General features: G+C 70.9%; 14 protein-coding genes. 13 read left to right on the top strand and 1 reads right to left on the bottom strand.

Going from position 1 to position 13,740, the window contains the following annotated elements:
- The first annotated feature begins 2 nt into the window (after positions 1–2).
- The 10 genes from ruvX to nusB all read left to right on the top strand — a co-directional run bounded on the left by ruvX (position 3) and on the right by nusB (position 9,801).
- Positions 3–467: a Holliday junction resolvase RuvX gene (gene ruvX, locus CGL27_RS38970; RefSeq protein WP_078639860.1), complete on the top strand. Its 465-nt coding sequence runs from the start codon at positions 3–5 to the stop codon at positions 465–467.
- Positions 468–558: 91 nt separating this feature from the next.
- Positions 559–2,346, top strand: a complete 1,788-nt coding sequence (gene mltG / locus CGL27_RS38975) for an endolytic transglycosylase MltG (RefSeq protein ID WP_119992303.1) — start codon at positions 559–561, stop codon at positions 2,344–2,346.
- Positions 2,347–2,352: 6 nt separating this feature from the next.
- The gene (locus CGL27_RS38980) at positions 2,353–3,180 is read left to right on the top strand and encodes a shikimate dehydrogenase (protein WP_119992304.1); all 828 of its coding nucleotides are present in this window, start codon (positions 2,353–2,355) and stop codon (positions 3,178–3,180) included.
- A gap of 203 nt (positions 3,181–3,383) precedes the next feature.
- Positions 3,384–4,568 carry a chorismate synthase gene (gene aroC / locus CGL27_RS38985; RefSeq protein ID WP_119992305.1) on the top strand — a complete coding sequence of 395 codons (1,185 nt, stop codon included), beginning with the start codon at positions 3,384–3,386 and terminating at the stop codon, positions 4,566–4,568.
- Positions 4,569–4,612: 44 nt separating this feature from the next.
- On the top strand, positions 4,613–5,095 hold the full coding sequence (locus tag CGL27_RS38990) for a shikimate kinase (RefSeq protein ID WP_078647220.1): 483 nt from the start codon (positions 4,613–4,615) through the stop codon (positions 5,093–5,095).
- A complete protein-coding gene (gene aroB, locus CGL27_RS38995) occupies positions 5,092–6,192 on the top strand; it encodes a 3-dehydroquinate synthase (protein WP_119992306.1) in 1,101 nt (366 codons plus the stop codon). The genes CGL27_RS38990 and aroB overlap by 4 nt, the downstream gene beginning before the upstream one ends.
- Positions 6,193–6,482: 290 nt before the next feature.
- Positions 6,483–7,370 carry a Pro-rich N-terminal domain-containing protein gene (locus tag CGL27_RS39000; protein ID WP_119992307.1) on the top strand — a complete coding sequence of 296 codons (888 nt, stop codon included), beginning with the start codon at positions 6,483–6,485 and terminating at the stop codon, positions 7,368–7,370.
- Positions 7,371–7,591: 221 nt separating this feature from the next.
- A complete protein-coding gene (locus CGL27_RS39005; RefSeq protein ID WP_119992308.1) occupies positions 7,592–8,716 on the top strand; it encodes an aminopeptidase P family protein in 1,125 nt (374 codons plus the stop codon).
- 63 nt (positions 8,717–8,779) lie between these two features.
- Positions 8,780–9,346, top strand: coding sequence for an elongation factor P (gene efp, locus CGL27_RS39010; protein ID WP_059146782.1), 567 nt, complete (start codon positions 8,780–8,782; stop codon positions 9,344–9,346).
- 2 nt (positions 9,347–9,348) lie between these two features.
- Complete coding sequence (gene nusB, locus CGL27_RS39015; protein WP_078639854.1) at positions 9,349–9,801, top strand: transcription antitermination factor NusB; 453 nt, start codon at positions 9,349–9,351, stop codon at positions 9,799–9,801.
- 170 nt (positions 9,802–9,971) lie between these two features.
- On the opposite strand, the gene bldD is transcribed toward nusB, so the two are convergent.
- Positions 9,972–10,472, bottom strand: coding sequence for a transcriptional regulator BldD (gene bldD, locus CGL27_RS39020; RefSeq protein ID WP_014056259.1), 501 nt, complete (start codon positions 10,470–10,472; stop codon positions 9,972–9,974).
- A gap of 222 nt (positions 10,473–10,694) precedes the next feature.
- Between bldD and pyrR the strand changes: the two genes are divergently transcribed.
- The 3 genes from pyrR to CGL27_RS39035 all read left to right on the top strand — a co-directional run bounded on the left by pyrR (position 10,695) and on the right by CGL27_RS39035 (position 13,705).
- Positions 10,695–11,276 (top strand): bifunctional pyr operon transcriptional regulator/uracil phosphoribosyltransferase PyrR, encoded by a 582-nt coding sequence (gene pyrR / locus CGL27_RS39025; RefSeq protein ID WP_037951650.1) that lies wholly within the window; start codon positions 10,695–10,697, stop codon positions 11,274–11,276.
- Between the two features lie 138 nt (positions 11,277–11,414).
- Positions 11,415–12,392 (top strand): aspartate carbamoyltransferase catalytic subunit, encoded by a 978-nt coding sequence (locus CGL27_RS39030; RefSeq protein WP_078639853.1) that lies wholly within the window; start codon positions 11,415–11,417, stop codon positions 12,390–12,392.
- Between the two features lie 2 nt (positions 12,393–12,394).
- Complete coding sequence (locus tag CGL27_RS39035; protein ID WP_119992309.1) at positions 12,395–13,705, top strand: dihydroorotase; 1,311 nt, start codon at positions 12,395–12,397, stop codon at positions 13,703–13,705.
- Positions 13,706–13,740: the final 35 nt, after the last annotated feature.

A 13,740-nucleotide genomic window follows, 5' to 3' on the forward strand; every position in this document is an offset into this window, starting at 1 on the left:
TCGTGCGACGCGGCAGGCGGATCGCCATCGACGTCGGAGACGCCCGGATCGGGGTCGCCTCGTGCGACCCCGACGGGATCCTCGCCACCCCCGTGGAGACCGTGCCGGGACGCGACATCCCGGCCGCCCACAAGCGGCTCGCGGCGCTCGTCGCGGAGTACGAACCGCTCGAAGTGGTGGTCGGCCTGCCGCGCTCGCTCAGCGGGCGCGAGGGGCCGGCCGCGGCCAAAGTGCGCACCTTCGCACGCGAGTTGGCGCGGCGGGTCGCCCCGGTGCCGGTACGGCTCGTCGACGAACGTATGACCACTGTCACAGCGTCCCAGGGGCTGCGCGCCTCCGGGGTGACGTCGAAGAAGGGCCGCTCGGTGGTTGACCAGGCAGCCGCCGTGGTGATCCTGCAGAGTGCGCTGGAGACCGAGCGGGTCTCGGGCAGGGCCCCCGGAGAAGCCGTCGAAGTGGTCATCTGATCGCGGTACGGTAACGTTCCGCGCGACATGGCCGCCGCCACCTGTGCCACGAACACGCCGAGCGGTGACCACCTCCGTCGCTAGGGGATCGATGACTGAGTACGGCCGGGGACCCGGCTCCCAACCGTGGCATCCAGAGGATCCGCTGTACGGGGACCGAGAGTGGAGCGGCCAGCCCACGGCGGCCGGTCAGGATCCCTATGCGCAGGCCCCCTACGCTCAGGAGCCGTACGCGCAGGACCCCTATGCGCAGGAGGCCTACGCCCAGGATCCGTACGGTCAGGGCTCCTACGGGCAGGACGCGTACGCCCAGGACCCCTACGGGCACCAGCAGTATCCGCACGGATATCAGCAGGATCCCCAGCAGCACCAGCAGCACCAGTGGGACGGCCAGGACGCCGGCTACCCGCATCAGGGGCACCCGCAGGAGTACCCCGGCCAGGGTGTTCCCTACCCGCCCCAGGGCGGCTCGTACGGGGGTATGGACCCGCACGATCCCTACGGGAGCCAGAGCGGTTCCTACCCGACGCAGGACCCCTACCAGGGACAACAGCAGTCACCGCAGGCCCCCTCGGGACCTCAGGGCGCCCATGTGCCCCCGCAGACACAGCAGATGCCCACGGTGTCCGCGGAGCACCAGGTGCCGCGCCAGCGTGAGGCCCCCGAGGAGCCGCCCCGGGCGGACGGCGAGGAAGACCACCCGTTCTTCACGGACGGCGGCGGCCGGGGCCTGGACGACGCGGCGGACGATGACGATGACGAGCCCGGCGCGCGCGGCGGCAAGAAGGGCAAGGGCAAGAAGCCCAAGAAGCGCCGCAGCGGCGTGGCGTGCCTCTTTGTCACCGTCGTCCTGGTGGGCGCCGTCGGCGGAGGCGGCTACTACGCCTACGACTTCTGGCAGACCCGCTTCGGCCCCGCACCCGACTACTCGGGCGACGGCACCGGGCAGATCGAGGTGGAGGTTCCCTCCGGCTCCGGCAATGCCGAGATCGGCTCGATCCTCGCCGACAAGGGCGTGGTCAAGAGCAGCGGCGCCTTCGTCGAGGCCGTGGAGGACAGCGGCAAGTTCGTCCAGCCGGGCACCTACAGCCTGCGCAAGGAGATGTCCGGCGCGGCGGCGGTCAAGCTGATGCTCGACCCCACCAGCAGCAACGCCCTGATCGTCACCGAGGGTATGCGCGACGCCGCGATCTACGCGGCGATCGACAAGAAGGTCGGCGTCAAGGCGGGAACCACCGCGGACATCGCCAAGAAGGAGGCGAAGAACCTCGGGCTGCCCTCCTGGGCCGACGACAACAGCAAGATCAAGGATCCGCTGGAAGGGTTCCTGTACCCGTCCCGCTACAGCGTGGGCAAGGGCGCCAAGCCCGCGGACGTGCTGCGGAAGATGGTCGCCGAGGCCAACCGTAACTACGGCAGCCAGGATCTGGAGGGCAAGGCGAAGGAGCTGGGCCTCAAGTCCCCGCTCCAGCTGATCAGCGTGGCCAGCCTGGTCCAGGCGGAGGGCGTCACCCACGACGACTTCCGGAAGATGGCCGAGGTCATCTACAACCGGCTCAAGCCCGCTAATCCCGAGACCTACGGCAAGCTGGAATTCGACTCCACGTACAACTACATCAAGAATCAGAGCAAGCTGGATATCCCGATCAGTGAGATCAAGGGATACGACAATCCGTACAACACCTACTTCTACAAGGGGCTCCCGCCGGGCCCGATTGGCAATCCGGGTGCGGACGCGCTGAAGGCGTCGCTGAACCCGACTTCCGACGGGTGGTACTACTTCGTCGCGGTCAGCGGCAAGAGCCAGTTCTCCAAGACCTACGCGGATCACCAGAAGTGGGTCGAGAAGTTCAATAGGCAGCGCACGAACAACGGCTGAGGAAAGATGTCGGAAAACCGCAGGGCAGCGGTGCTCGGTTCGCCGATCGCCCACTCCCTGTCACCGGTGCTGCACCGCGCGGCGTACCGGGAGCTGGGCCTGAGCGGCTGGACGTACGACCGCTTCGAGGTGGACGAGACCGCACTGCCGGACTTCTTCAAACACCTCGGCGAGGACGGGGGACCGGCCTGGGCCGGGCTGTCCCTGACCATGCCGCTCAAGCGCGCCGTCATCCCGCTGCTGGACGAGATCACCGACACCGCGGCATCGGTGGAGGCCGTCAACACGGTCGTCTTCACCGACGACGGCCGCAGGCACGGGGACAACACCGATATCCCGGGCATGCTGGCGGCGCTGCGGGAGCGTGGTGTCGGGCGCGTGGCGCGCGCCGCCGTGCTGGGCGCCGGCGCGACGGCCTCCTCGGCGCTGGCCGCGCTCTCCCGGATCTGCGACGGCGAGGTCACCGCGTACGTCCGCAGCGAGGCCCGCGCCGCCGAGATGCGGCAATGGGGCGAGCGGCTGGGTGTCGCGGTGCGCACGGCGGACTGGGGCGACGCGGCCGAGGCGCTCGGCGCGCCCCTGGTGATCGCCACCACCCCCGCGGGCACCACCGACGCGCTCGCCGCGTCCGTACCGGACCGCCCCGGCGCGCTCTTCGACGTCCTCTACGAGCCCTGGCCGACCCCGCTCGCCGCTGCCTGGTCGGCGCGTGGCGGCTCGGTCGTCGGCGGCCTGGACCTCCTGGTCCACCAGGCGGTGCTCCAAGTCGAGCAGATGACGGGCCGCGCCTCCGCGCCCCTGGCCGCGATGCGCGAGGCGTTGGCGGCCCGCTGACCCGCCTCACGGGCTCCTCGTCGGCCCCTGCCCGGCCGTCCGCGTCCGTCCCCCGGCCCGTCCCCGGCCGTCCGCGACCGTCCACCCCATGGACCATGCACCGATGAGACTCCCGGGTCGTGGGAGGATCGGAGGTGCGGGCCGGAGTCGCGCGGACCGGGTCGCGCCGCAAGACGTCGAGGCACGCGCATGAGGGAGCACCGTTGAGCAGGTTGCGCTGGCTGACCGCGGGGGAGTCGCACGGCCCCGCACTCGTGGCGACGCTGGAGGGGCTGCCCGCCGGGGTGCCGATCACCACCGACATGGTGGCGGACGCCCTGGCCCGACGGCGGCTCGGCTATGGCCGCGGTGCCCGGATGAAGTTCGAGCGCGACGAGGTCACCTTCCTCGGCGGCGTACGGCACGGGCTGACCCTCGGCTCCCCGGTCGCGATCATGGTCGGCAACACGGAGTGGCCGAAGTGGGAGCAGGTCATGGCCGCCGACCCGGTGGACCCCGAGATCCTCGAGGGACTCGCCCGTAACGCCCCGCTGACCCGCCCCCGCCCCGGCCACGCGGACTTGGCCGGTATGCAGAAGTACGGTTTCGACGAGGCCCGGCCCATCCTGGAGCGCGCCAGCGCCCGCGAGACCGCCGCCCGGGTGGCACTGGGCACCGTCGCCCGCTCCTACCTCAAGGAGACGGCCGGGATCGAGATCGTCTCGCATGTCGTGGAGCTGGCCGCCGCGAAGGCGCCGTACGGCGTCTACCCCAAGCCCTCCGACGTCGAGAAGCTGGACGCCGACCCGGTGCGCTGCCTGGACGCCGACGCGAGCAAGGCGATGGTGGCCGAGATCGACCAGGCCCACAAGGACGGCGACACCCTCGGCGGTGTCGTCGAGGTGCTGGCGTACGGCGTGCCGGTGGGCCTCGGCTCCCATGTGCACTGGGACCGCCGGCTCGACGCACGGCTGGCCGGTGCGCTGATGGGCATCCAGGCCATCAAGGGCGTCGAGGTCGGCGACGGCTTCGACCTCGCGCGGGTGCCCGGCTCCAAGGCCCATGACGAGATCGTCTCCACGGACGAGGGCATCCGGCGCTCCTCGGGCCGCTCGGGTGGCACCGAGGGCGGGCTGACCACCGGCGAGCTGTTGCGCGTCCGGGCCGCGATGAAGCCGATCGCGACCGTGCCCAAGGCGCTGGCCACGATCGATGTGACCACCGGCGAGCCGACCAAGGCCCACCACCAGCGCTCCGACGTCTGCGCCGTCCCGGCGGCCGGGATCGTCGCCGAGGCGATGGTCGCGCTGGTCCTGGCGGACGCGGTCGCGGAGAAGTTCGGCGGCGACTCGGTCACCGAGACGCGGCGCAATGTGCAGAGCTTCCTCGAGAACCTGGCCATTCGGTGAGCGGGCAGGCCGGCGAGGGGCCCGTCGTTGTGCTGGTCGGGCCCATGGGTGTCGGGAAGACCACCGTCGGGCAGGTGCTCGCGCAGCGGCTCGGCACCACCTTCCGCGACAGCGACACCGACATCGTCGCGACGGCGGGCAAGGAGATCTCGGAGATCTTCATCGACGAGGGCGAGCCGCACTTCCGTGAGCTGGAGCGGCAGGCCGTACGGACCGCCGTGGCCGAGCACCGGGGCGTGCTCGCGCTGGGCGGCGGCGCCGTCCTCGACGAGGGCACCCGTGAGCTGCTCGTCGGCCTCCCGGTCGTCTTCCTGGAGATGGGCGTCGCCGAGGCCGTCAAGCGCACCGGTCTTGACGCCCCGCGCCCGCTGCTCACGGTCAACCCGCGCCAGCGCTGGCGTGAGCTGATGGAGCAGCGTCGCCCGCTGTACACCGAGGTCGCCCGCGCCGTCGTGTCGACCGAGGACCGCACCCCCGAGGACGTCGCCGAGGCCGTCCTGGACGTACTGGAGCTGAAGAACGCATGACACCCCCTGTGGCCGAGACCCCTACGCGCATCCAGGTCGGAGGCACCGCGGGCACCGCGCCGTACGAGGTGCTGATCGGCCGGCAGCTCCTCGGCGAGCTCCCCGGGCTGATCGGCGCGGCCAAGCGCGTCGCCGTCCTGCACCCCGAGGCGCTGGCCGAGACCGGTGAGGCCATCCGCCAGGACCTCGCCGAGCAGGGGTACGACGCCGTCGCGATCCAGCTGCCCAACGGCGAGGAGGCGAAGACCGCCGAGGTCGCCGCGTACTGCTGGAAGGCGCTCGGGCAGACCGGCTTCACCCGCACCGATGTGATCGTCGGCGTCGGCGGCGGCGCGACCACCGACCTCGCCGGATTCGTCGCCGCGACCTGGCTGCGCGGCGTGCGCTGGATCGCCGTCCCCACGACCGTGCTCGCCATGGTCGACGCCGCCGTCGGCGGCAAGACCGGGATCAACACCGCCGAGGGCAAGAACCTCGTCGGCGCCTTCCACCCCCCGGTCGGGGTGCTGTGCGATCTGGCCGCGCTGGACTCGCTGCCGGCCAACGACTACATCAGCGGGCTCGCCGAGATCATCAAGGCGGGCTTCATCGCCGACCCGGAGATCCTGGAGCTGATCGAGCGGGACCCGGCCGCCGCCCGCACCCCCGCCGGTCCGCACACCGCCGAGCTCATCGAGCGCTCCATCCGGGTCAAGGCCGAGGTCGTCTCCAGCGACCTCAAGGAGTCCGGGCTGCGGGAGATCCTCAACTACGGGCATACGCTCGCCCACGCCATCGAGAAGAACGAGCGCTACAACTGGCGCCATGGCGCGGCCGTTTCCGTGGGCATGGTCTTCGCCGCCGAGCTGGGGCGGCTGGCGGGCCGTCTGGACGACGCCACGGCCGATCGCCACCGCGCCGTCCTGGAGTCCGTGGGTCTGCCGCTCACCTACCGTGGTGACCAGTGGCCCAAGCTGCTGGAGACCATGCGAGTCGACAAGAAGTCCCGGGGTGACCTGCTGCGCTTCATCGTCCTGGACGGTCTCGCCAAGCCCACCGTTCTGGAGGGCCCGGACCCGGCGGTGCTGCTCGCGGCGTACGCCGAGGTCTCCGGCTGACGCGGAGGGTATCCGTCGTCGCCGTTGTCGTCGCGTCACAACTCTGTCATCGCCTTCGAAGCCCGCGGCACCGCCGCGGGCTCTCGAACAGTTCCTCAGCACCTCGCAGTTGCGGCCCTTGCCGGACGAATTGCCTGGCCGGCAAGGGGTAGGGGGCACACAACGGGTTTGCGGGGCGTTCACACAGCGGCGCTCTGGGCAGGTACCGTTCGGTAGGAGCGGCCTCACCGCCGTATCACCGTTGACAGTTGTCGGATGAGAACTGCCTGTACGAGACGGAGTGCCACCGGATGCAGCATGCAGTGGGAGCTCCGCTGCCACCGCCCCACCAGCCGGGGCCGGTGCCCGGTCCGCAGGGTGCGGGCTGGGCCCAGGGCGCGAGTGCGAACCATCACCCGGGACCTCACCCCAATCCCCCCGCCCCGCCCGCGCCTCCGGTGCCCGGGCACCCCGCACCGCCCGCGCAACATCCGGTATCGCCTCCGCCGCCCCCGCCCCCGCCCGCGCACCCCGGGGCGCCGCTGGAGACGGTGAACACCACCGGCCATATCCAGCTACCGCCCGGCGGTCCGGTGCCGCTGCCGCACCCCCCGGCGGACCCGTCGGTCGCCGATGTCTCGCAGGCGGCGGTGGCGGTACTGCTGATCGGACCGGCCGGGGCGGGCAAGACGACGGTCGCGCGTCACTGGGCCGACCGCCGCCGGGTGCCGACCGCGCACATCAGCCTGGACGATGTGCGGGAGTGGGTCCGGTCCGGTTTCGCCAACCCCCAGTCGGGGTGGAACGAGAACTCCGAGGCGCAGTATCGTCTCGCCCGCCGCACCTGCGGCTTCGCCGCCCGTAACTTCCTGGCCAACGGGATCTCCTGCATCCTCGACGACGCCGTCTTCCCCGACCGCCCGGTCGTCGGCCTCGGCGGCTGGAAGCGCCATGTGGGCCCCGGTCTGCTGCCGGTGGTGGTCCTTCCGGGCCTGGAGATCGTCCTGGAGCGGAACGCGGCCCGCACCGGCAACCGCCGCCTCAGCGACGAGGAGGTGGCGCGGATCCACGGCCGGATGGCCGGGTGGTACGGCTCCGGCCTGCCGATCATCGACAACTCCACGTATGACGTGGAGACCACGGCCCGCATGCTCGACGAGGTGGTCACCCGCTCCATCGCGAGCCCGCCCAGCTGGTAGCACGCCCGCCCTTTTTTGAGGCTCGGTTCGCCTCCGGGGCGCTTCAGCCTCCCCCAGCTACCGCTGGGAGGTGCCCCCTGTCGACGGTCGACCGTGCTCGGCCCCTTCGTTCCTCAGGGGCCTGCGCGCGCTCTCCCTTTCGACAGCGACGCGCCCCTTCGGCTCACTCGCCCGAGCCACTGGAGGAGCCATGGTCCCCGAGCGTGCGTACGCTCGGGGACATGTCCGAGGTGTACGCGGTCCGACGTGCCCGTCTGCACGATCAGTGCACCGCGGCCGGGAGCGCGGCGGCGCTGGTGTCCCGGCCCGCCAATGTGCGCTATCTGTGCGGCGCCGTGCCGCCCGGGGCCGTGCTGCTGCTCGGCCCCGTCCAGGATGTGCTGGTGGCCACCGAGGTCCCGTCCGCTCCACCGCTTTCCCCGTCCCTCTCCTCGGGCCCGACGCGTTCGGACGAGCCCCGGCTGCTCGTCATGCCGGGCGCGGACGGCGATCCGGTGGTGGCCGCCGCCGATCTGGCCGCGGCGGACGGCGCCGACTCGCTGGCCGTCGAGGAGCACGATCTGACCGTCGCCCGCCATCGGGCGCTCGGCGCCGCCGCCCCCCGGCTCCGGCTGGCCGATCTGGACCGCGCCGTCGAGCAGTTGCGGCTCGTCAAGGACGACGAGGAGATCTCCTGTATGCGGATCGCCGGGGAGCTGGCCGACCAGGCGCTCGGTGAGCTGCTGGAGTCGATCCTGGTGGGCCGCACCGAGCGTCATCTGGCGCTGGAGCTGGAGCGCCGGCTGGTGGACCACGGCGCGGACGGCCCGGCCTTCCCCACCGTCGTCGCGGCGGGGCCCAACGCGGGGCGCCCCGGCCATCTGCCCACCGACCGCCGGGTCGAGGAGGGCGACTTCCTCACCATCTGCCTGGGCGCCGACTACCGCGGCTACCGCTGCCAGGTGGGCCGTACCTTCGTCATCGGACCCTCGCCCGCGGACTGGCAGGTCGAGCTGTACGATGCCGTTTTCGCCGCCCAGCGGGCCGGGCGGGAGGCGCTGTTGCCGGGCCGGGCCTACTGCGATGTGGACCGGGTGACCCGCCAGGTGCTGACCGCGGCGGGGTACGGAGACGCCCTCGAACCGTGCACCGGACACGGTGTGGGCCTGGAAATCGACGAGGACCCTCGGCTCACACCGTCCGCCATGGGTAAACTGGACGCTTGTGTGCCGGTCACCGTCGAGCCGGGGGTCCACCTCCCGGGCCGGGGCGGTGTCCGGATCGATGACACGCTCGTCGTCCGCCCCGAGGCGGACGGCGGACCCGAGCTACTCACCATCACGACCAAAGAGCTGCTCGCACTCTGAAGAACAGGGCGCGCCGGCGGCTTTCTGGTCTCCGCCAGCTGTAGTCCAGGAGAACCCGCAACCGTGGCATCCACGAACGACCTCAAGAACGGCTTGGTGCTCAAGCTCGAAGGCGGCCAGCTGTGGTCCGTCGTCGAGTTCCAGCACGTCAAGCCCGGCAAGGGCCCCGCCTTCGTGCGCACCAAGCTCAAGAACGTGCTGTCCGGCAAGGTGGTCGACAAGACCTTCAACGCCGGCGTGAAGGTCGAGACGGCCAATGTCGACAAGCGCGGCATGCAGTTCTCGTACAAGGACGGCGAGAGCTTTGTGTTCATGGACATGGACACTTTCGACCAGATCTACATCACCCCCGAGGTCGTGGGCGACAACGCCCGCTATCTGCTGGAGGGCTTCGAGGCCGTCGTGGCGATGTACGAGGGCAACCCGCTGTACGTCGAGCTTCCCGCCGCCGTCGAGCTGGTGATCGAGTACACCGAGCCGGGCGTCCAGGGTGACCGCTCCACCGGTGGCACCAAGCCCGCCAAGCTGGAGACCGGCTACGAGATCGGCGTGCCCCTGTTCATCACCACCGGTGAGAAGATCAAGGTCGACACCCGCTCCGGCGAGTACCTCGGTCGGGTGAACAACTAACCGTGGCTGCCCGCAACAAGGCTCGTAAGCGTGCCTTTCAGATCCTCTTCGAGGCCGATCAGCGCGGCACCACCGTGCAGATCGTGCTCGCGGACTGGATCCGGCTCGCTCGGACCGACGACCGGCAGCCGCCGGTCAGCGAATACACGATGCAGCTCGTCGAGGGATATGCGCAGCACATCGGCCGGATCGACGAGCTGATCGCCACCTATGCGGTGGGCTGGACGCTGGACCGGATGCCGGTCGTCGACCGGAATATCCTGCGGCTGGGCGCGTATGAGCTGGTGTGGGAGGACGAGACCCCGGACGCGGTGGTGATCGACGAGGCGGTGCAACTCGCCAAGGAGTTCTCCACCGACGACTCGCCGGCCTTTGTCAACGGTCTGCTGGGCCGTATCAAGGAGCTGAAGCCGAGTCTGCGTCGCGATCAGGAGCACCCGGAGCACCGGGCATAACCGCGACGGGGCCGTCACGCCGGACTACGAGCCGGACCGCCGGGCCATACGACGGACGCCGCACAGGCTCGTCATACGACAAAGCCGCCGGGGGCGGTGGAGGACCCAGAAGGGCCCCACCGCCCCCGGCGGCACGTTTCTGCTGGTGAAGAGGGAAAGAGGACTCGGACTCAGACGTCTTCGTGCTGGACCGCGCGGCGGGCGTCGGCGCCCAGCACGCCCCAGCTGATCAGCTGTTCGGTCAGCACGGACGGCGACTGGTCGTAGATAACGGCGAGGGTGCGCAGGTCGTCCTGGCGGATCGAGAGCACCTTGCCGTTGTAATCGCCACGCTGGCTCTGGATCGTCGCGGCATACCGCTGCAGCGGGCCTGCCTTCTCGACCGGCACATGGGCCAGTCGCTCAAGGTCCAGTACCAGCTTCGGCGGCGGCTCGGCGGCCCCGGCCGGGCTCGTGCCCGGAAGCAGCTCCTGCACCGGGACGCCGTAGAAGTCGGCCAGCTCGGCGAGACGCTGCACGGTCACGGCGCGGTCGCCGCGCTCGTACGATCCCACCACCACGGCCTTCCAGCGGCCCTGGGACTTCTCCTCGACACCGTGGAGGGAGAGGCCCTGCTGGGTGCGGATGGCGCGGAGCTTGGCCCCGAGCTGTTTGGCGTATTCGCTGGACATAAAGCTCCCCGGACGCTGTATCGGCGTGCGGCTGTGCCGCGCGGCTGGTCACTCACTGTGAGGTTACGCAGCGTAATTTCCATTCGTCAAGCCGAACGGAGCGGAGGGGCTCCTGCCAGGGGTGATGGTGGGAGTGCACCGGACCCCTGCTAGTGTTAATGGCGCAAATCCGACCGTCCTTTAAGGTCCGTCCCGTGAGGCGGAGAAGGAGGTCCGTTTCGTATGGACGCCCGTACCTCGGACGCCGCGCGCTCGGTGCTGGAAGCACCGGATATCGCGCGCGTTCTCACCCGCATCGCCCACGAGATCGTCGAGCGCGCCAAAGGCGCCGATGACGTGGTGCTGCTCGGCATTCCCACCCGTGGTGTCTTTCTCGCCCGGCGGCTGGCCGCCCGGCTCGAAGAGATCACCGGCAAGCCCGGCCGGATCCCGGTCGGCTCGCTCGACATCACGATGTACCGCGACGACCTGAGGCTGCGCCCGGCCCGCGCACTCGCCCGTACCGAGATCCCCGACGACGGCATCGACGGCCGTCTGGTGGTCCTCGTCGACGATGTGCTCTTCTCCGGCCGCACCATCCGCGCCGCGCTCGACGCCCTCGGTGACATCGGGCGCCCGCGCGCGGTCCAGCTCGCGGTCCTCGTCGACCGTGGTCACCGTGAACTGCCGATCCGCGCCGACTATGTCGGTAAAAACCTCCCCACGTCGCTGCGGGAGACGGTCAAGGTCCAGCTCACCGAGGAGGACGGCCGCGACAGCGTGCTCCTCGGGCTGCGCGAGACCACCCCCGCGGACGGGAAGTAGCGCCCCTCACCGACGGCGAGTGCCGCCCCGGCGACCCCGGGGGACCCGCCCGACGGACCACCGGTGCCGCCATGACACCGGTCCCCGCGCCTGCCCGCCCGCACGCCCGCACACCTCCTTCACCCACGGAGCAACCGGATGAAGCGCCACCTCATCTCGGCCGCCGACCTCTCGCGCGACGACGCCGTCCTGATCCTCGACACCGCCGAGGAACTGGCCCGGCTCGCCGACCGGCCGATCAAGAAACTGCCGACCCTGCGCGGCCGTACCGTCGTCAACCTCTTCTTCGAGGACTCCACCCGCACCCGCATCTCCTTCGAGGCGGCCGCCAAGCGGCTGTCCGCCGACGTCATCAACTTCTCCGCCAAGGGCTCCTCGGTCTCCAAGGGCGAGTCCCTGAAGGACACCGCGCTCACCCTGGAGGCGATGGGCGCCGACGCCGTGGTGATCCGCCACCACGCCTCCGGCGCCCCGCACCGGCTCGCCACCTCCGGCTGGATCAACGGCGCCGTGGTGAACGCGGGCGACGGCACCCATGAGCACCCCACCCAGGCGCTGCTCGACGCCTTCACCATGCGCCGCCATCTGATCCCGGACGCCTCCGGCATCGGACAGGACCTGGCCGGGCGCCGGGTCACGATCGTCGGCGACATCCTGCACAGCCGGGTGGCCCGCTCCAACGTCCATCTGCTGGCCACCCTGGGCGCCGAGGTCACGCTGGTCGCCCCGCCGACGCTGGTCCCCTTCGGCGTGGAGAGCTGGCCCTGCGAGGTCTCCTACGACCTGGACGCGGTGGTCGGCAAGACCGACGCCGTGATGATGCTGCGCGTCCAGCGCGAGCGGATGAACGCCGCGTTCTTCCCCACCGAGCGGGAGTACGCCCGCCGCTACGGCCTGAACGGCGACCGCATGGCGCGGATGCCGGAGCACGCCATCGTGATGCACCCCGGCCCCATGAACCGCGGTATGGAGATCACCGCGCAGGTCGCGGACTCCGACCGCTGCACCGCCGTCGAGCAGGTCGCCAACGGCGTCTCGATCCGCATGGCCGTCCTGTATCTGCTGCTCGGCGGGAACGAGTCCGCCGCCACCGCCCGCACCGAGGAGAGCAAGTGACCATGAGCGACACCCACAAGACGCTGCTTCGCGGGGCGAAGGTGCTCGGCGGCGAGCCGCGGGACGTGCTGATCGAGGGGGAGCGCATCGCCGCGGTCGGCACCGGGCTGGACGCGGACGGCGCCACCGTGATCGACGTCGCCGGGCAGATCCTGCTGCCGGGCCTGGTCGACCTCCACACCCATCTGCGCGAGCCCGGCCGGGAGGACTCCGAGACGGTCCTCACCGGCACCCGGGCCGCCGCGGTCGGCGGTTTCACCGCGGTCCACGCCATGGCCAACACCTTCCCGGTCGCGGACACCGCGGGCGTCGTGGAGCAGGTGTGGCGGCTGGGCAGGGAGTCCGGCTACTGCGACGTCCAGCCGGTGGGCGCGGTGACCGTGGGCCTGGAGGGCAAGAAGCTCGCCGAGCTGGGCGCGATGCGCGACTCCGCCGCCGGGGTGCGGGTCTTCTCGGACGACGGCAAGTGTGTGGACGACGCGGTGATCATGCGCCGCGCGCTGGAGTATGTGAAGGCGTTCGACGGCGTCATCGCCCAGCACGCCCAGGAGCCCCGGCTCACCGAGGGCGCCCAGATGAACGAGGGCATCGTCTCCGCAGAGCTGGGCCTGGGCGGCTGGCCGGCCGTCGCCGAGGAGTCGATCATCGCCCGCGATGTGCTGCTCGCCGCGCACGTCGGCTCCCGGGTGCACATCTGCCATCTGTCCACCGCGGGCTCGGTCGAGATCGTCCGCTGGGCCAAGTCCAAGGGCTGGAACGTCACCGCCGAGGTCACCCCGCACCATCTGCTGCTGACCGACGAGCTCGTACGCTCCTACGACCCCGTCTACAAGGTGAACCCGCCGCTGCGCACCGAGGCCGATGTGATGGCGCTGCGCGAGGCGCTCGCCGACGGCACCATCGACTGCGTGGCCACCGACCACGCCCCGCATCCGCACGAGGACAAGGACTGCGAGTGGGGCGCCGCGGCCATGGGCATGGTGGGTCTGGAGACGGCGCTGTCCGTGGTCCAGCACACCATGGTCGACACCGGGCTGCTGGACTGGACGGGCGTCGCCGACCGGATGTCGGTGCGGCCCTCGGCCATCGGCCGCCTGACCGGCCACGGCCGCCCGATCGCCGCCGGGGAGCCCGCCAACCTCACCCTGCTCGACTCCGCTTACCGTGGTGTGGTGAATCCGGCAGGCTTCGCTTCCCGTAGCCGCAATACCCCCTACGAGGGTCTTGAGCTGCCGGGAAGCGTCACCCACACCTTCCTCCGCGGCCGTCCGACGGTCGTGGACGGGAAGCTGGCGCCGACTCCGCAGCCGTGAACAGGTTGTCTGTCCACACTGCGTCGCAGTGCGGA

Origin of the sequence: Streptomyces sp. 11-1-2, from assembly GCF_003595545.1 — a bacterium.
Classification (GTDB): Bacteria; Actinomycetota; Actinomycetes; order Streptomycetales; family Streptomycetaceae; genus Streptomyces; species Streptomyces hygroscopicus_B.